Origin of the sequence: Bacteroides sp. AM32-11AC, assembly GCF_003603515.1 — a bacterium.
GTDB lineage: Bacteria > Bacteroidota > Bacteroidia > Bacteroidales > Bacteroidaceae > Bacteroides > Bacteroides uniformis.
In genome coordinates this window covers 81,338-100,046 of sequence record NZ_QTNH01000010.1, presented here as the reverse complement: position 1 = coordinate 100,046, position 18,709 = coordinate 81,338, and the positions used below count along the sequence as shown (strand labels likewise).

At 43.3% G+C, this 18,709-nt stretch carries 15 protein-coding genes and 1 tRNA gene; 6 read left to right on the top strand and 10 right to left on the bottom strand.

Features of this window, described 5'->3' with window-relative positions; translation table 11 throughout:
- Positions 1-12: 12 nt before the first annotated feature.
- The gene (locus DW800_RS12225) at positions 13-951 is read right to left on the bottom strand and encodes a ribose-phosphate pyrophosphokinase (RefSeq protein ID WP_005829068.1); all 939 of its coding nucleotides are present in this window, start codon (positions 949-951) and stop codon (positions 13-15) included.
- Positions 952-1,075: 124 nt separating this feature from the next.
- On the opposite strand from DW800_RS12225, the gene DW800_RS12220 reads away from it, so the two are divergent.
- The 3 genes from DW800_RS12220 to DW800_RS12210 are packed head-to-tail and all read left to right on the top strand — an operon-like array spanning position 1,076 to position 7,598.
- Entirely contained in the window at positions 1,076-5,422 is a 4,347-nt protein-coding gene (locus tag DW800_RS12220; RefSeq protein ID WP_119958109.1) for a DUF5113 domain-containing protein, read from the top strand.
- Between the two features lie 3 nt (positions 5,423-5,425).
- Positions 5,426-6,154, top strand: coding sequence for a DUF5932 domain-containing protein (locus DW800_RS12215; protein WP_005829066.1), 729 nt, complete (start codon positions 5,426-5,428; stop codon positions 6,152-6,154).
- Positions 6,147-7,598, top strand: coding sequence for an AbgT family transporter (locus DW800_RS12210; RefSeq protein ID WP_119958108.1), 1,452 nt, complete (start codon positions 6,147-6,149; stop codon positions 7,596-7,598). Before DW800_RS12215 ends, DW800_RS12210 begins: the two co-directional genes overlap by 8 nt.
- On the opposite strand, the gene rpiA is transcribed toward DW800_RS12210, so the two are convergent.
- Positions 7,573-8,277: a ribose 5-phosphate isomerase A gene (gene rpiA, locus DW800_RS12205; protein WP_117703317.1), complete on the bottom strand. Its 705-nt coding sequence runs from the start codon at positions 8,275-8,277 to the stop codon at positions 7,573-7,575. The genes DW800_RS12210 and rpiA overlap by 26 nt on opposite strands.
- Positions 8,278-8,565: 288 nt before the next feature.
- Here rpiA and DW800_RS12200 point away from each other — a divergent pair.
- Positions 8,566-8,639, top strand: a tRNA-Arg gene (locus DW800_RS12200).
- 333 nt (positions 8,640-8,972) lie between these two features.
- On the opposite strand, the gene DW800_RS12195 is transcribed toward DW800_RS12200, so the two are convergent.
- Both DW800_RS12195 and DW800_RS12190 read right to left on the bottom strand, forming a co-directional pair.
- Positions 8,973-9,932: an alpha/beta hydrolase family protein gene (locus DW800_RS12195; RefSeq protein WP_119958107.1), complete on the bottom strand. Its 960-nt coding sequence runs from the start codon at positions 9,930-9,932 to the stop codon at positions 8,973-8,975.
- 311 nt (positions 9,933-10,243) lie between these two features.
- Complete coding sequence (locus DW800_RS12190) at positions 10,244-10,477, bottom strand: YecH family metal-binding protein (protein ID WP_005825578.1); 234 nt, start codon at positions 10,475-10,477, stop codon at positions 10,244-10,246.
- A 209-nt stretch (positions 10,478-10,686) separates the two neighbouring features.
- Between DW800_RS12190 and DW800_RS12185 the strand changes: the two genes are divergently transcribed.
- Entirely contained in the window at positions 10,687-11,400 is a 714-nt protein-coding gene (locus DW800_RS12185; RefSeq protein WP_005825577.1) for a hypothetical protein, read from the top strand.
- A 70-nt stretch (positions 11,401-11,470) separates the two neighbouring features.
- Here DW800_RS12185 and DW800_RS12180 read toward each other — a convergent pair whose 3' ends face one another.
- The 3 genes from DW800_RS12180 to DW800_RS12170 are packed head-to-tail and all read right to left on the bottom strand — an operon-like array spanning position 11,471 to position 14,658.
- A complete protein-coding gene (locus DW800_RS12180; RefSeq protein ID WP_005825576.1) occupies positions 11,471-13,480 on the bottom strand; it encodes an alpha amylase C-terminal domain-containing protein in 2,010 nt (669 codons plus the stop codon).
- Positions 13,481-13,511: 31 nt separating this feature from the next.
- The gene (locus DW800_RS12175; protein WP_005825575.1) at positions 13,512-13,958 is read right to left on the bottom strand and encodes a YhcH/YjgK/YiaL family protein; all 447 of its coding nucleotides are present in this window, start codon (positions 13,956-13,958) and stop codon (positions 13,512-13,514) included.
- Between the two features lie 34 nt (positions 13,959-13,992).
- Positions 13,993-14,658, bottom strand: a complete 666-nt coding sequence (locus tag DW800_RS12170) for a DUF2461 domain-containing protein (protein ID WP_005825574.1) — start codon at positions 14,656-14,658, stop codon at positions 13,993-13,995.
- 335 nt (positions 14,659-14,993) lie between these two features.
- Between DW800_RS12170 and DW800_RS12165 the strand changes: the two genes are divergently transcribed.
- Positions 14,994-15,224 (top strand): DUF6965 family protein, encoded by a 231-nt coding sequence (locus tag DW800_RS12165; protein ID WP_009038443.1) that lies wholly within the window; start codon positions 14,994-14,996, stop codon positions 15,222-15,224.
- A gap of 104 nt (positions 15,225-15,328) precedes the next feature.
- Here the strand turns inward: DW800_RS12165 and DW800_RS12160 are convergent, their stop codons facing one another.
- The 3 genes from DW800_RS12160 to DW800_RS12150 all read right to left on the bottom strand — a co-directional run bounded on the left by DW800_RS12160 (position 15,329) and on the right by DW800_RS12150 (position 18,663).
- Positions 15,329-17,026: an alpha-amylase family protein gene (locus DW800_RS12160; RefSeq protein ID WP_119958106.1), complete on the bottom strand. Its 1,698-nt coding sequence runs from the start codon at positions 17,024-17,026 to the stop codon at positions 15,329-15,331.
- Positions 17,027-17,058: 32 nt separating this feature from the next.
- Positions 17,059-17,868 (bottom strand): patatin-like phospholipase family protein, encoded by an 810-nt coding sequence (locus DW800_RS12155; protein ID WP_005825568.1) that lies wholly within the window; start codon positions 17,866-17,868, stop codon positions 17,059-17,061.
- Between the two features lie 285 nt (positions 17,869-18,153).
- The gene (locus DW800_RS12150; RefSeq protein ID WP_044467741.1) at positions 18,154-18,663 is read right to left on the bottom strand and encodes a hypothetical protein; all 510 of its coding nucleotides are present in this window, start codon (positions 18,661-18,663) and stop codon (positions 18,154-18,156) included.
- Positions 18,664-18,709: the final 46 nt, after the last annotated feature.

The following is an 18,709-nucleotide window of genomic DNA, read 5'->3' as shown; positions in this document are numbered from 1 at the left end:
ACCGCTCCGCGGTTAGATAATGTATTGTGAACTGATTGATTCATTGTTCATCACCCGCTTGATGGTTTCGGCGAACATATCGGCAATGCTCAACTGTTTAACCTTGTCACATTTTTTAGAGTAGGGGATACTATCAGTAAATACCATTTCCGTTAGTGCGGATTCTTGTACACGGAAAGAAGCCGGGTCGGACATTACACAGTGGCTGGCAATGGCACGGACAGATTTGGCTCCTGCTTCCAGCATGATGTTGGCAGCCTTGGTAATGGTTCCTGCTGTATCTACAATATCGTCTACCAATACTACATTCTTGTCTTTTACATCACCGATGATTTGCATGGTGGCAACCACGTTTGCTTTTTCGCGTGTCTTGTTGCACAATACCAAGGGTACACCGAGGTATTTGGAGAATGTGCTGGCGCGTTTTGAACCGCCGACATCCGGGGTGGCGATTACCAAGTCTTCCAGTTTCAAGGATTCAATATAGGGGAGGAATACTGCTGATGCATACAAATGATCCACCGGAATATTGAAGAAACCTTGAATCTGGTCTGCATGAAGGTCCATCGTAATCAGACGGTCGATACCTGCAACAGAGAGCAGGTCGGCCACCAGTTTAGCGCCGATGGAAACACGGGGTTTGTCTTTTCTGTCCTGACGTGCCCAACCGAAGTAAGGGATAACGGCTACAACGCTTTTTGCCGATGCTCTTTTAGCAGCATCAACCATCAGCAGAAGTTCCATCAAGTTGTCAGAATTAGGGAAGGTTGATTGAACCAGGAATACATGCGAGCCACGGATAGATTCCTCATAAGAGACTGCAAACTCACCATCTGCAAAATGGGTGATGTTCATCTTTCCCAGAGGGCAATCAAGGCTAGCGCAGATTTTCTCTGCAAGGTATCTCGAATTTGTTCCGGAGAATACCATAAAGGGTGCTTTTTCGCTCATTTGTGTAATAGATGTTACCTATTTGTTAATTTGCATGCAAAGGTAGGAATTTCCCGTTACATAAAACAAGAGTTATTGTATAAAAATTATTTTTCTTTCCCGGATTTATTCGTAGCTTTGCTTTATGAAACGACTTTCTTTTATATGGTTTGCGGGGTTGTTGTGCCTTTGTACAACAATGGTTTCGTGTGTGGGAACGGCACCCATGAAGGAAGTACGCCTTATCGACTCTCTAAACCAGGTGGCTTATGCTTTTCGTTATAAAAACCTGGATTCATCCTGCCATGCGGCATCAAGGGCCTACCGTGAAGTCAGCCTCTATAAACAAGGAAAAGCGGAAGCATCCAATAATCTGGGCTTTTGTGCTTTTATGCGCATGGATTTTGAGCAGGCCGAAAAGTTTCATATGGATGTCTATAATCTGACCAAGAATGAACTGGAACTCCTTATTGCCGACATCGGTTTGATGAAGATTTATCAGCGGACGGCGTTGAACAAGGAGTTCTACGATTATCGCAATAGTGCCTTGCACCGTATGAAAAGAATAGCGGAGGATGACAATCTGTTTGTGGACCAACACGAGCAAATGCGTTTGAATTATGCCCGTTCGGAATTTTATATTGTATCTGCTGTGTATTATTATTATTTGCAACAGCGTCCGGAAGCTGTAGCCTCTATTAATGAAGTTACTAAAAAACAAGAGTTGCTGGCAGATACCAATCAGCTGTTGTATTATCACTACATCAAAGGTTCTGCTGCCTTATGCGAGGGTGAGACACCGGATGAGCGAAGACTGAGAGAATTTGATGAGCTCTATACCGCATGGCAGTTGGCTTCGCGCAAGGGCTATCTTTACTTTGAGGGCAATGGAGTGCAGGGACTTGCCAACTTGATGGCTTCACCGGATAATTACGCATTTTTTCAAGACCGCCGCTCCCATGCCTTGACACGTTTTGGAGTACCGGTAGATTCGCTGCTTCCCATGCGTCTGGGGCAGTTGGCATTGCAAAAATTCAGCCAATACAAGGATTTGTATCAGATAGCAGGTGCATATGTATCTATCGGCAAATACCTGAATGCCCACAGTCACTATACAGAAGCTCTTGACACGCTAAAACTTGCTCTGGAATGTGTAAATGACCATCACCGCCTTTTCTATGACTGCCACGATAGTTTGGACTGGCTGAAAGCATTTGACCGTCGAGATACGATTTGTGCGGAGAAGGCATGGATGGAGCAGAAACTGAAAACCGTGCCCGAGTGGATTTCACGTATTCGTGAACAGTTGAGCGTTTCGTATGCAGGACTCGGAATGAAAGAAAAATCAGACTATAACCGCAATATTTACCTGGATATCCTTGAAGATACACGCCAGGATAAAGAACTGGAAAGCCGCTATCAGGCATTAGAAAAGGAGGCGGGGCAGCTCAACGTCGTGTTGTCACTGGTCATTGTGGGCTTCGTGCTTGTATCCCTCTTTTTCTGGTTTTTCAACAAGCGTTCCAAAGACCGGAACAGAGTGCATCTCCGCCGTCTGCAGCTGATGCTGGATATCTGTCAGAAGATAACGGCATCCATTCCGGCAGATGCACAGACTGAGGAGGAAATCATCGACTCTATCCGGACGGCTGTCTGCCCGGAATTGGAAAAGCTGTTTGGAGTGAAGGACATCCGCATAGACAACGGGCAATTAGTGTTCCCGCGTCGGATGAGCAAGGATGAGCAGGCGATGGTACGGGTGATAACCCCCTATATCCAATGGGCAATCGACAACGGCATGACGTCCATCTCCCTTGGGGATGAGCGCCGCAGACTGGAAAAGCAACGCTACATTTACGAGCAGCACATCGCGGGGAACAAACGGCAAAATCTGATAAAGAAAGCATGTATGGCTATTGTAAACGGGATTCATCCGTACATAGACCGTATCATCAACGAAGTGCAGAAACTGACTCAAAAAGGATTCATCAAAGAGGAACGGATAAAGGAGGAGAAATACCAGTATATCGACGAGTTGGTTACTACCATCAACGAATACAATGATATTCTTGCCCTTTGGATAAAGATGAAGCAAGGAAGCCTTAGCCTGAACATAGAGACGTTCGAATTGAATGAACTTTTCGAGCTGCTCAGGAAAGGAAGCCGTACATTCGAGATGAAGAGACAGTCGTTGGAGGTGCAGCCTACGGATATCCGGGTGAAGGCAGACAAAGCCCTTACATTGTTTATGATAAATACACTGGCAGAGAATGCCCGTAAATATACCCCTCAGGGCGGTATGGTGAAAGTATATGCACGGCAGGAGGAGGATTACGTGGAAATCTCGGTAGAGGATAATGGTTGTGGATTGTCACCGGAAGATGTAGCCTGCATCGTGGGAGAAAAAGTATATGACTCGAAAGCCATCGGTATGAGTGACGCTCCCGACAAGGAGGAATTGAGGAAGAACAAAGGAAGTGGCTTTGGACTGATGAACTGTAAGGGCATCATTGAAAAATATCGCAAGACGAATGATTTGTTCAAGGTCTGTCTGTTCAATGTGGAGAGCGGGCTGGGAAAAGGCAGCCGTTTTTATTTCCGTCTGCCTGCCGGTATCCGTAAGTCCGTGTCGGTGTTGCTCGTCGTGTTGTCTTTGTGCATGTCATCCTGCCGGCATGCTGTGGAACAGCCTGCTTCCGGAGAGGTGTTACCGGATTCTTTGGCACTGCTTGCACAGAATGAATACGAAGCTTTGCTGGACGAAGCCTCCGATTATGCCAATGAAGCTTATTACTGCAATGTAGACGGAGAATACGAACTGGCTTTACAATACATAGATTCGGCAATGTATTGCCTGAACGAACATTACAAGCAATACGCCCATCCTATACATCGCTATATGACGCTGACGGGAGACGGGGCGCCTGCGGAACTGGATTGGTGGAACCAGATGTTCAATTCGGATTTCCATGTAATTCTGGATATCAGGAATGAAGCGGCAGTCTCATTTCTTGCATTGAAGCAATGGGATGACTATAGTTATAATAATGCTGCCTACACCACCTTGTACAAACTGTTGGGAGAAGACCAATCCTTGGAAGAATATTGCCGGCAGCTGGAGCGTTCCACCAACAACAAGATGGTGGGCATTTTGCTGGCGGTGGTTTTGCTGTTCGTATTACTGTCGGGATATTACATACTCTATTTCCGTAAGCGTCTGGTGAACCGCTGGAATCTGGAGCAAGTACTGGAAATTAATGGAAAGGTGTTCAATGCCTCCTTGTTGCCGGTTTCGGATACGGAGGAAATGTTGCAGCGTGAGGAGGATACATTGAAGGAAATCCCGCGGCAGATTGTAGGTTCCGCTTTTGATGCAGTGAACGAACTTTTGAGTATCGACCGGTTAAGCATAGCTGTATACAACGAGACTACACATAAGCTGGAATACACTTCCAATCCAGTGGAAGATACCGCCGTGGACGAGTTGCCTATCTGGAGGAAATATATGGAGAATTGCTTTGAGCAGCAAGAGTACATATCGGAAAAGGGTATACAAACATTGCCGCTTGTTGTGGATGCGGGAAATATGTGTCGTTGCATAGGTGTGCTGTGTCTGGAACGCAGGGAAGGTACGGAGCAGGAGACCGACCATTTGCTTTTGGAACTGATAGCCCGTTATGTCTCCATTGTAATCTTCAATGCAGTGGTTAAGTTGGCTACGAAATACCGGGACATCGAAGTGGCTCAAGATGAAGCCCGGCGAGCTTCCTGGGAAGACAGTTTGCTGCATGTACAGAACATGGTGCTGGATAATTGTCTTTCGACCATCAAGCATGAAACGATTTATTATCCGAACAAGATAAAGCAGCTGATAGGGAAACTGCGGTCCGGCAAACAGACAGAAGCGGAGGAGCGGGAAACGGTGGTTGCCATCAGCGAATTGATAGAGTATTACAAAGGTATCTTTACGACACTCAGTTCATGCGCTTCCCGCCAGTTGGAAGAGGTGACTTTCAGGCGTGCGACAATATCTGTGCCGGAACTTATGGCTACTGCCGGGAAATATTTCCGCAAAGTGTATAAGGGAAACAAGGCGCATATTGATTTTAAGATACAACCGTTGGAAGGACGGATTACCGGCGACTGGAACCAGTTGCGTTTCCTGCTTGAAAACCTGATAGACGAGGCTTGCTCCGTAACTCTGGATGGAGCTGTCTGTCTGTCGGCCCGGGAAGATGGGGAATTTATACGTTTTCTGTTTACAGATATGCGCAGGGAAAAGACCCGTGAAGAATTGAACCAATTGTTCTATCCCGACTTGTCCCGCATGACGGCCGGTGAGAAAGGAGAACTGTATGGTACGGAATATCTGGTGTGCAAGCAGATTATCCGCGACCATGACGAGTTTGCCGGACGCCGGGGATGCCGTATCAATGCCGAACCGGGAAAGGAAGGAGGTTTTACAATATATTTTACGCTACCGAAAAAATGAAATATGGAAGACAAAAAATTTAAAGTAATCATCGTTGAAGATGTCAAGTTGGAGCTGAAAGGGACGGAAGAGATTTTCCGCCATGAAATTCCCAATGCGGAGGTAATAGGTACTGCTATGACTGAGCAGGAGTTCTGGACATTGATTGAAGCCGGCGTACCGGATCTTGTTCTGCTGGACTTGGGATTGGGAGGTTCGACCACAATCGGGGTGGACATCTGCCGGAATATCTTCAAGCGTTATCCGGGAGTACATGTGCTGATATTCACGGGAGAAATATTGAATGAGAAGTTATGGGTGGACGTACTTGAAGCCGGTGCCGACGGCATTATCCTGAAAACCGGAGAGTTGCTGACCAAAACCGATGTGCAGGCAGTGATGGACGGCAAGAAGCTGGTCTTTAACTATCCGATACTGGAGAAGATAGTGGAACGCTTCAAGAAATCTGTCCTGAATGATGCAAAACGTCAGGAAGCAATCATAAGCTATGATATTGATGAGTATGACGAGCGTTTCCTCCGTCATTTGGCACTGGGCTATACCAAAGAAATGATTGCCAATCTTAGGGGAATGCCTTTTGGAGTCAAGTCGCTGGAGAAACGGCAGAATGACTTGGTCGGCCGTCTTTTCCCGCCTAGTGAACGGGTGGGGGTGAATGCCACTCGTCTGGTGGTGCGTGCATTGGAACTTCGAATCTTGAATATAGACAATCTGGAAGCCGACGATGAGTAAACTCCGAATGCCACATCCCGCTACGATGTTCTTCCTGCTGACGCTGGCAGTCATCCTCCTTTCATGGATATTCGATGTCTATGGTCTGAGCGTGCTGCAACCGCAGACTGGAGAAGAAATACGGGTGCAGAGCCTGCTGAGTCCGGAGGGCATACGCTGGCTGCTGCGCCATGTCATAACCAATTTTACGGGATTCGCTCCGTTAGGGCTGGTGATTGTGGCTATGTTCGGAATAGGGGTGGCACAGCATTCGGGTTTCATCGATGCATGTATTCGCAGGGGGGTACGACGTCCACGTGATCCTTGGCGCATTATTCTGCTGGTCATTGTCTTAGGACTGTTGTCCAATATAGTGGGAGATGCAGGATATATCATTCTGTTGCCGATAGCTGCAACTTTGTTCCAGTCTGTCGGTCTGCACCCCATTGGAGGTATAATTACAGCTTATGTTTCAGTCTCTTGTGGCTATAGCGCTAATGTGTTTTTGAGTACATTAGACCCCATGATTGCCTCTGTAACGCAAGAAGCGGCTGATAGGATGAATATTGCTCCGGGGCAGACTGGACCGCTGTGCAATTATTATTTTCTCTTTGTTTCCACGTTCCTGCTTGCATTCATCATTTATCATATTACCCGCAGGAGCTTGTTGCCACGTTTGGGAAAGTACGCAGGGGATATTCATTTTAATGGTTACAAGCAATTGTCACGCAAGGAACGGAGAGCTATGTTGGGAGCTGTATTTGCAGGCTTGCTGTATATTGCCATTATTCTGTGGGCTACATTCTCTTCATGGGGGATATTGCGGAGTGTCAATGGTGGGCTGATTCGTTCTCCGTTTATAGTTGGTATTCTGTTTTTGCTTTCGTTTGGAATAGGTTTGATGGGGATGGTCTATGGTTTTGCCTCCGGCCGATACCGTACGGACGGTGATGTGATAGAAGGACTTACGCAGCCGATGAAACTGCTGGGCGTTTATTTTGTGATAGCTTTCTTTGCCTCACAGATGTTTGCTTGTTTTGAATATTCCCACTTGGACAAGTGCATTGCCATTTTAGGCGCTAATCTGCTGTCCTCCGCCTCTTTGAGTAGTTTATGGATATTGATTCTCTTCATTCTTTTTACGGCGCTGGTCAATCTCTTTATGGTATCTGCCACAGCTAAATGGGCTTTTATGTCTTTCATTTTTGTTCCGGTATTGGCAAGTATGGGCATTTCGCCGGATATGACCCAATGTGCGTTCCGTATAGGTGACAGTGCAACAAATGCCATAACACCTTTTATGTTCTACATGCCACTTGTCTTGACCTATATGCAGCAATATGATAGGCAATCCACTTATGGTTCACTACTGAAGTATACTTGGAGATATTCTTTAGTCATTCTATTGGCATGGACTGCCTTATTTGTACTTTGGTACATCAGCGGTTTGCCATTAGGACTGTAATGTCATAACCAATGAACAGCCCGCTTTCGATAACCCCGGTAATGGCTTTCAGTTTCTGTTCCAAATCAGGAACAATGTTGCTGAGATGAATGTCAAGAATGAAATTACCGCTTTCGGTAAATACCGGACCGTCTTTTCCTTCTGCAAGACGTAGGCTGATTTTTGAAGCTCCCAATAAGCGTATCTCGTTTTCCACATGGGAGAGAGCATGTGGAAACACTTCCACCGGTATGGGGGATTTGCTCCCCAGTTTGCTGACAAGCTTGCTCTCATCGACAATGATGTAAGTCTTACCACTGCTTTTAATGAGAAGTTTCTCCTTAAACATGGCTCCACCACGTCCTTTGATGAGGTTATTATGCGGATCCACTTCGTCTGCACCGTCGAATGTCCAATCCGGACGCTTATTCCACAGAGTAGTTTGCGGCAGGCCAAGCTGTATACATGTCATCGAAATTTCGGCAGATGCCGGAATGATTTCTATATGCAAAGATTCTTGTTTAACTCGTTGAGCTAATGCAAACAAAGTGAGATAAACGGTAGAGCCGGAGCCTGCTCCTATGACATCACCGTCTTTGGCCAGTCCGGCAATCTCCTGGGCTACCAATTCCTTACTCGCCTTATTGCTGATTTTATTTGACCATTGCAATTCTTGTATCAACTGATTTTCCCATTCCATCTCTTTAAAATTTAGTTGTTATTACTCTTTCATTCATTTTCGGGTCAATGCTACTTTTCCTACTTGAATATTCCTCCATATTTTTACTTTTTATAATTAGTAACATTGATAATTTGCAAAATGTTTTAATACATCTGTATATAAATACCGTGTATCTTATTTGTAAAGGTAACTAATCATTACTTTTTATGTAGCAAATGAGCCTTTTATACATAGGTAACGAAAAAAGGTGATACAAAAATTTGCAATATTCGTAAAAAAGCGTACCTTTGCACCGCAATTAAGGCTGGTTCCGTAGCTCAGCTGGATAGAGCAACGCCCTTCTAAGGCGTGGGTCTTGCGTTCGAATCGCAACGGAATCACAAGGAAAAAACCGCAAATGGCTAATAAAAAGCTTTTGCGGTTTTCTTGTTTTAGAATTAGAAAATGTCCGCATTTTGTCAGCATAGGTTGTAATGGGAAACAAATTGGAGTATTTGTTTTACATTGCAGGCAAGATTTATTTGCGATACCTGGAGAAAAAATTATCAATCCAACGGACTAGATATACTATAATAACTCCGGCTATGACCATACTGATAATACGTACCAACATAATTTATAGAATTAAAGATTTGTTTTTATGGAATAATAATGTGCAAAGATAATTGATTGGTGGAGAAACAAAAACTCTGGAAAGGATATAAAGATAGGAATTAACGCATATTTTCACGGATATAATCTTCTATTGTAAAATCACTCTTATATCTAGATATTTCCGGATTCTTCTCTACAGTCGTAATGCAACGTTTTTCTTTACCAAGTACCAACCGGTTTAGGAAGCTCAGGATGTCATGACGATTATCCTTCATAGGAGAATAGGATAGGGAATGTCCTATACCTTCCGCTATATAGAAATAGTATGCTGTCTCTTTTTCTTTCAGTTGCATACAGATAAAGTTTGAGCCCCATAGCCCCATTTCCTCTACTACTGCCTTAGTAAAAGGAACCGTGCTGTCGGCATCACCATGGAACAACATAAGAGGACAAGGGGACATTATCCATTTTGGAATACCATTGGCACAGATTGCTCCAGAAAAGGAAATGACCCCTGCATAATTGAAATTGGCAGGTAATCTGTCCGCAAAAGCCGTTTGATTGCAAATCTCATACTCTGTTTGAAGGGCAGTTATCGCACCTGCACTCGAACCGCAAGCTATAATTTGTGCAGGATTTATTTGCCATTCTACACTATGCTCAATTATATAATTTGTAGCATCACCAAAATCTTCTACAGCACAAGTGATTGCTTGTTGCAGGGTAGAAGAGAATCCTTGCAAGTCCGAATACTCCGATTTATCTATATCCTTTAATTGGGTACGGTAATCTGTTGATACTGCCACATAGCCGGCTCGTGCCAAAAAATGAAAATAAGAAATGTAATCGGGATTATCTCTTCTCCCGCCTTTGAAACCTCCCCCAAATGCAAAAAGAATGACGGGCTTTGATTGTGTCCCTTGTATTTGATCAATCATTACATACTTGTCCAGTTTCAGAGTATCAGCCTTTTTGATGGCAAAAGTATATGTTTGCTTGTCAATATGCTGTGCATGCACAACAGTAGCTATACTCAATAATGAGCATGCCATCAAGATAAAAATAAAGCGTTTTCCCATATTCAGTTTATTCTATTAATGCTGCGTGGATTATCTGACCTACAAAGATAGAATAAAACTATAACTAAAAAGGGGAAAGATGACATTTAGACATAAAAAAAGGCTATCTATCCCAGACAGCCAATCTTTTTTATTAACCTTAAATCTAATACTATGAAAAACACAGTACAAAGATACGTACTTGCAGGAGATATCCAAATTTTAGCGGGTAATCAGCGGATATTATAACATGGTTTAGTAGAATATTATTTCCGTTAACTATTAACATAAATAATATTCAATTTAACAGAAGAAGGAATTAATATTCCTCATCAGTGATTGCAAACTTTAGTCATGTCCACTGTAAATCCACCATTGGCGGGTATAAATTTTCCTTTTCTTTTAAGAAATTCTATCAGGGTATCTACATCCATATTGTTGGCAGAGCAGGTGAAAAAACGCTGCTGCTCGCCGAATTTTTGGATAATGGCTTCTCTCAATGATAACTCAGTATAACTATTACCTTCCATCATGTGAAGGACTTCATGTGCATGTAATTGTTCCATAATCTTTTTTTGTGGCAAAGATAATATGATATTCTAAGTATAAGTGTAACATATGTGACAAAGCCCAACACACATATCCGGATATTTGCTTTTACGTAAAATAACACTTGTTACGACTATGCTAAAAACCTCAAAAAAAGTAAAAAGGTTTTGCTTCTATACCATTGTAAACTAACTTTGGGAATCAACTTTTAAATGAATTAAAGCATATGAAAAAATTAATCTTATCTATTGCACTATGTTGTGCAGCTACGAATTTCTTTGCGCAGAATGCTGACCCTGCCCAGTTGGTCAACGATGGTAAGGCTGCTCTTGAAGCTAAAAATTACCAGGAAGCTTACACAAAATTTAGTACTTATCTGACACAAACAAACAACCAAGATTCCGTAATTGCATATAACTGTGGCGTTTGTGCCGATAAGATAAAGAAACCTGCCGAAGCTTTGAAGTATTTTGATATTGCTGTACAGAAAAAGTATAACCTGGCAAATGCTTATATAGGTAAAGCCGGTGCTTTGAAAGATTTGAAGAAAAATGATGAGTATGTTGCCACTTTAAAGGAAGGGCTGGAAGCAAATCCCGGTAATAAGACATTGACTAAATTGTATGCCACTTATTACGTAAATCAAGGTATCATGGCGCAGAAAGCCAAAAAGATGGATGCAGCCGAAGAAGCATTTAAACAAGCCATAGCTATCCAAGCAGATAATGTAAATGCACTTAACAGTCTGGGTTCTTTGTATTATAGTAAGGGTGCCAATACCATGAAAACAGATGTAGAAAAAGCAAAAGTTGAATTCAAGGAAGCCAAAGAATATTTGGATAAACTTATTCCATTGCTCTCTGCGGACAAACCAGCTCAAAAGAAGATGATGGATAATGCAAAAACGATGTTGAACTTCATCGACAGTCAAGTGAAATAAAAGACTCATATATAAAAAAGAGGCAGATATCTGAATTGATATCTGCCTCTTTTTTTGTGTTATGAAATGACTATTTAGTTCTTCTCAGTACAACAGCTGTACGTGCCGGTATGTAAAGCTTCAGCCACTCCTTCTTGTCTTTTTTGTAAAGCGGGTCGTGGATGGTAAAATGTTTGATGGTATCATCCGTCAAACCATTACCGCCATAATCTGGATTATCAGTATTCAAAATAACTTCATAAGTTCCGGCAGGAACCAAGAAACCGTAATCAGTAAAAGACTGCTTAGGGTTGAAGTTGAATACAAAAATCAAGTCCTTGCGCATATAGGCCAATACCTGGTCACCGTCATTATGCCATATTTCTTGGACCGGAGTAGCCTGGAAGTTCTTTATGCTTTTTACAACTCCCAACATGGCAGCATCAAAGTCACCCATATAATGATATGCCAGATTCTTGTTGTCCACCAAATTCCATTGGCGGCGGGCATATTTACAAGACCAACCGTTACCTTCACGGGGGAAGTCAATCCATTCCGGATGTCCGAATTCATTGCCCATAAAGTTAAGATAACCGCCATTGATAGTAGTCGCAGTCAGTAAACGTATCATTTTATGGAGGGAAATGCCTCGATTTACGGTATAGTTCTCGTCTCCTTTCTGCATGTGCCAGTACATATCCGCATCAATCAAGCGGAAAATGATGGTTTTATCGCCCACCAAAGCTTGGTCATGGCTTTCCGCATAGGAGATGGTCTTTTCATCTTTGCGGCGGTTGGTCACTTCCCAGAACATGCTGGATGGCTTCCAGTCTTCATCTATTTTCTCCTTGATTGTCTTAATCCAATAATCGGGAATATTCATGGCCATACGGTAATCAAATCCGTAGCCGCCATCTTCATATTTTGCCGCCAGTCCGGGCATTCCCGATACTTCTTCGGCAATGGTGATGGCTTTGGCATTGACCTGATGGATAAGCCGGTTGGCAAGTGTCAGATAACAAATGGCATTGTCGTCTTGATGTCCGTTGAAGTAATCTCCATAATTACAGAATGCTTCTCCCAAACCATGACTATAATATAACATGGAGGTTACTCCGTCAAAACGGAAGCCGTCGAAATGATATTCTTCCAGCCAGAATTTACAGTTAGACAGCAGGAAGTGAATAACTTCGTTCTTGCCGTAATCAAAGCAAAGTGAATCCCAAGCTGGATGTTCCCGACGTCCACCGGGATAGAAATATTGATTAGGATCACCGGCAAAGTTACCCAAGCCTTCCACTTCATTCTTCACAGCGTGTGAATGGACAATATCCATGATAACGGCAATCCCCATACTATGGGCTGTATCAATCAACTCCTTCAGTTCTTCCGGAGTACCAAAACGGGAAGAAGCGGCAAAGAAACTGGAAACATGGTATCCGAAGCTACCATAATAGGGATGTTCCTGGATAGCCATAATCTGTATGCAGTTGTAGCCTTCTTTGGCGATACGTGGAAGAATCTTTTCCTGAAATTCCTTATAGCTACCGACCTTTTCCTCCTGCTGAGACATACCGATATGGCATTCATATATCAATAAAGGATCTGTAGATGGCTTGAAAACCCGCTTTTTCATTTTATAGGGTTTCTCCGGAGCCCAAACCTGGGCACTGAATATTTTAGTCTGTTCGTCTTGTACGACACGTGTAGCCCATGCAGGAATGCGTTCACCGCAACCACCGTCCCAATGTACCATCAGCTTGTACAAGTCACCGTGTTTCACGGCATCAGCAGGAAGCTTGATTTCCCAATTACCGTTTGCTTTACGCTTCAAGCTATATTTTTTTTCTTCTTTCCAATCGTTAAAAGTTCCGACCATAAAGATTTGGGTTGCGTTAGGCGCCCATTCACGGAAAACCCAACCATCGTCAGTACGATGCAGGCCGAAATAGAGGTATCCGGATGCAAAATCAGACAAGGTTAGTTTTCCTTTGTTGGTCAATTCCGATTCTTTGTCTATGGCATGTTGATGACGTCCGTTGATGGCATCGGCAAAAGGTTCCAGCCATGGGTCATTCTTGATTAAATTCAATGTTTCCATAAAGAGGATGAGTTTTGGATATTTGATAAATTTACGCTTTAACTTTCACAATTATTTTTTTTACACCGTCAGGGGTAATACCCGGAGCATGCCCGTCCTGAGGGAAAAAGATAGCAAACATTCCGGGCTTCACTGCAATATAGTCCTCCGCCAGTCCTTCAAAAAAAGTGATGTCTTTTTCCGCATTGTAAGGAGCATCAACCGGAAGGCAGTCTTGGGCGGCGGTATAACCCATTATCTCCGTACCGGACAAGGGTATTTGAATGTCAATATAGTCTTTATGGGTTTCCAGTTTGGCATTTTCTTTTTCTTTTGGGTTTGTCTGCGCCACGTTGACCAGCAAGTCCTTTCCTTTCAGTTCGGTCTTGCCGATTTCCAAAGAGTGCAAGTCATGTGATTTTAAAAAATCAATGGCCTGCTCAAACAGAGGATGCAGCAAAGTATATTTTTCTATGTTTTCAAGTCTGTCTATAACCATAATTCAAATGTTTTAAGTTAGTTATATAGGTAAATTATTCAAAGTCGTCTATGGTGTAATTCACAAAATCAGAAAAACGCTTCATCTGCTTGAAGATGTCGTCTGTACGATCCAAAAAGTCTGGAGCAAGAAAGAAGCTGTCCGGCTGGCAGCAGGCAACCGTATACTCTTTACACTGAAGGTATTTCAGATAGGGATAGTCCTTTGGAAATCCTTTTGGAGCTGTTTTTAGAAAATTCTCTCCGATGACGGGAAAGTATTGCTTGAAAGCAGGATCTTCCACTATACTGCGAAATTCATCTATATTGTCGTATACCGCTTGTCGCAGAGCTCTTAACAAGGGCGGGGGAGGACAATAACTTCCACCGGCCAACAAGCAGTTTCCCGGTTCCAGATGCACGTAATAGCCACAATGGTCGGATTTCTTTCCTTTCGCATTGATATATCCTCCCAGATGTGTCTTGTAGGGAGTTTTATCTTCGGAAAAGCGTGTATCACGATAAATACGGTATGTACAGTCCTTTGCTTCTATACCACGGATGCTTTCATCAAATAAAGAGATACGGGAGATAATTACTGTAAGCAAGTTTTCAAACTCGCTGCGGGCGACTTCATACTGTTCCCGGTGAGAATTGAACCATTCACGATTGTTGTTTGCAGACAGTTCTTTCAAAAATTGAAATATAACAGGGATATTCATATCATATTCTTTCCTTATTATCTGCCAAATTTACGGATAATATTTCTAACATGCTACAAAGAAGGGTAAAAAAAAGCATCGGCTCTGGTAAACCGATGCTCCTTACACATTTATCAATCAAACAGACGCTTCTGTTTTTGATGTACTTACTTATCACAAGCGGGTACGTCTCTTTTAATTAATCTTATATCTAATACTATGAAAAACACATTTAGATAACACAACAAATTGGAATTTTGTTCATGCAGATGAGGATAACTTTAGCATAAAAAAATGGGTGGGTCATTTTATTCTGCATCCGGTTTGCACTATCTTTGCAAGAAAATATGTAGAATATGGCCGAATATAAATTTGATGAAGATAGCGTTAAAGCGCTGATAGCTTGGGCAAAGAGCACATCTTTCCCTCAAAGTGTAACATTGTCTGATGCTGAGAACATAGTGGATGTGAAACGTTTTGTGCAAGCTAACCTGAGTGACATAGATGCACATTATCCTGATGATTTTTATAATCCTGCCATCACGCGGCTATATCGGCTGAAGGAATATATGGAAGAGAACAAATAAAGACTTGGCACTGATTATGCGGAAAACCACGAAGCGATTAAGAAATCCGTGTTGTTCTGCATAATCAGTGCCAAATCTAATAAATCACCAGAGTTGTGATTCCGTTATAGCTTTATCTTAAGTATCTTTCCTCCATATCCTTCGACGGCCACATTAGTAGCCTTATAGGGAAGCAGACTTATGTTTTCTTCTTTTCCGCTGAGCAGCTCCGTAGCTTTGTACTGGTCCATCTGCGGTATTTGCAGGAAGTCAAAAGCATGAGAAGGAATATTTATGGCAAGGTCTGCCGAGATATGGTCGAAGTTCACGACGAACAGCAACAGGTCTCTCTCAAATTTGCGCAGGAATGTATATTGCTTATGTTCATTAAAGCGCCATCCGTTGACATTGGCATACATCAAATCGAAGAAAGCCCCCTGAGAGATGGCCTTTTCTTCATTGCAAAGAGTCAGTAGCCGTTTATAAATGCTGTATAGGTGTTTCTGGTCCTCCGTCAGCATCTTGCCGTCGAACTTGCCGCCATTGCGCCAACGGCGGATGGTATCTACACTCCAATAGTCAAAGATGGTTGTACGTCCGTCTCGGCCGCTGAAACCTTCACTATCCATGCCCAGCTCACCAAACTCCTGACCGAAATAAATCATCATCGGATTGGTGTTCATGCAGGCTGACACAATGAGTGCCGGAATCGCCTTGCGTGGGTTACTGGCAAAAAAGTCGGAAGCGATACGTTGCTCGTCATGGTTTTCCAGAAAGTTCAGCATGCGTTTTTCTATACCTCCCAGACTTTGCCAAGAGCGGGTGATGGCAGTTGCCGATTCATACCCGCAAGTAACAGCCCGCAAGGTATCATAAAGTCCTACTTTGTCGTATAAATAATCAAACTTGCCACGGAACAAGTAATTCTTGTATTCTCCCGGGTTATAGACTTCGGCTATAAACAGCAGGGAGGGATATTGCTCCTTTACCTGCGGGATTGCCCATTCCCAGAACTCTACGGGAACCATTTCGGCCATATCGCAACGGAAACCGTCTATATTCTTTCCCGCCCAGAACAGCATGATATCCAGCATCTTGGTCCATGTGTCGGGAATGGGGTCGAAATGGCAAGTCCCGCCGTTCTGATAATCCACTCCATAATTCAACTTTATAGTTTCGTACCAATCGGTGATGTTTGGATAAGCGTCAAAACGGTTGTTTCCGGTAGCTTTTGCCGGAAACTCCCTATAAGGTTCGGCGGCTGTACCTTTCATGTCAAATTGGCCATGCAGTTCCGATTTCGGGATATAATAGAAGTTATTATATGGGCTGAACGCATAATTGGTATCATCGTTTGAACCCAGTTGTGAAGTGCCATCCGGCTGGGCATCCGAGTGATATTGACGGGCTACGTGGTTGGGAACAAAATCTATGATAACCTTCAGACCGCTACGGTGAGTGCGCTGCACCAGATTCTCAAACTCTCTCATACGCTCCGGTACGTCCTTGGCGAGATCCGGATCGACATCATAGTAGTCCTTGATGGCATAGGGAGATCCGGCTTTACCTTTCACAATGGCCGGATGGTCGGGTTGGATATTGTGACGGCGGTAGTCAGTTTGCGTAGCATGCTCGATGATGCCCGTGTACCATATATGTGTAGCGCCAAGCTTCTTGATTTCTCCCAACGCCTTGGCTGTAAAGTCAGCCATCTTGCCGCATCCATTTTCGGTGATGCTGCCATTATTGATGCAGTGGTTATTGTTGTTTCCGAATAGTCGGGTGAACACTTGATAAATAATCAATTTGTTTTCGTCGTTCATTTCTTTGTTTTCTATGTTATAGAATGGTTATTTTATTCTTTCCAAATGCTGCCTTTGTCAATGAGCAGGCGTTCCAATATATCATTGGTCGTATTATATCCCTGCATGAATATCTCCTCCGCCTTTTCCAGCTCTGTATTGCTGTATCCTTCCAAGTTATAAGGTTCTATCAGCAAATCAGCCTTCTCGCGTTCAGGAAAAGAGTTGGAGCGGAACATAAAATTATAGGAACGTAAGGCAATGCTCACAATGTTCATTTTATACTTGGTTGCCATCAGAGGGCTGACATTCACGGCAATCACTTTTTCGCATATACGGCGGAGGGTAGAGACAGGCAGGTTCATCAGCAGGCCTCCGTCCACGTAATGGGTGCCGTCTATATTGACCGGGGCAAACAATACCGGCATGCAACACGAAGCTGCTACGCGTTCGGCGATGTCACCCTTATGGAAATGTACCAAACGTCCATGGTCCAGATCAGTAGCTGTAATAATCAGAGGAATTTGCAGTTCTTCCAGTTTTTTGGATTTCAAATTGCTTTTCAGGAAATCGATGAATTCTCCCAATTCAAACAATCCGACTTTGGGAATCACCAGTTTGGTCAGGTCCTGAAACTTGTGCCCGGCAAAGTAGTCAAGAACTTTATGCGGTTCATTGCCGTCGGCGTAGAATACCCCGGCCAAGGCTCCGGCGCTGACTCCGGAAAGTATATTGGGCTTTATGTCATGTTCCAATAAGGATTGCATGGCACCCAAATGGGCAAAGCCTTTGATGAAACCGCCGCTTAAGGCAAAACCTATTGGATATTTTTTAGTGAACCAGTTGTTCGTTACTACTTCCATGTTGAAAATATGATATATTGTTCGGCACGAAATTAATGATTTTATTGTAGGGAGAAAGGAAAATAGCGGAAAAAAGTTCAAAGTATTAAGAGAAAAGTCTTCTCTATTAAGGAGAAAGTTTTTCTTAGTTAGGGAAAAAGTTTTTATCAGTTAAGAAAAAACTTTGTTTATGGTTTGCGGATGTCTATCCCAAGGCTTGGGATAGACATCCGCAAACTGGGGATATGTATCCGCAGTGTGCGAACAAAGTTTTAGGATTAAGGGATACTGTTTGAGAATATACGTTTATTTCTTTGCGATTGCTTTCAGCAGTGCATATCCTCCAAACCACTGAATCAGCATGCCCGGAATCCCCATACGGAAATCTTGCACAGCCAGAAAGAAATTACCGCACAACGCCCATTCAAAGACCGTACCGATAATTTGATAGGAGAGGACTACACCCAGCAATGCCAATAAAGAGATATTCTTGGCATAGCGTGCAGCAAGAGCGGCGGTTCCGGCCAGCAGACCGGACTTTATAAGTATGGCCGGCAACACGGCTGCTGCAGGCATGGCAAAAAGCAGATGATTGATGACCGGAGACAAGAGAGCCGTCAGCAGACCTACCTTGAAACCATATTTATAAGCAGCTATCAGTGTAAAGAAATAGATGGGAAGCAACGTCGGACCGCCTGCTGGGACCAGATGGCAGAGTTGCGGCAAGGCGATGTTTCCTGCCACGAACAGCAGGGCGAATAGATAGGTCTTTACGTTGCCGAAAGGCAAAGAATAAAGTTTTGCAGATGTTTCCATTTGTATAATATTATGCATTAGTTGATAAATCTATTTTTATTATGAC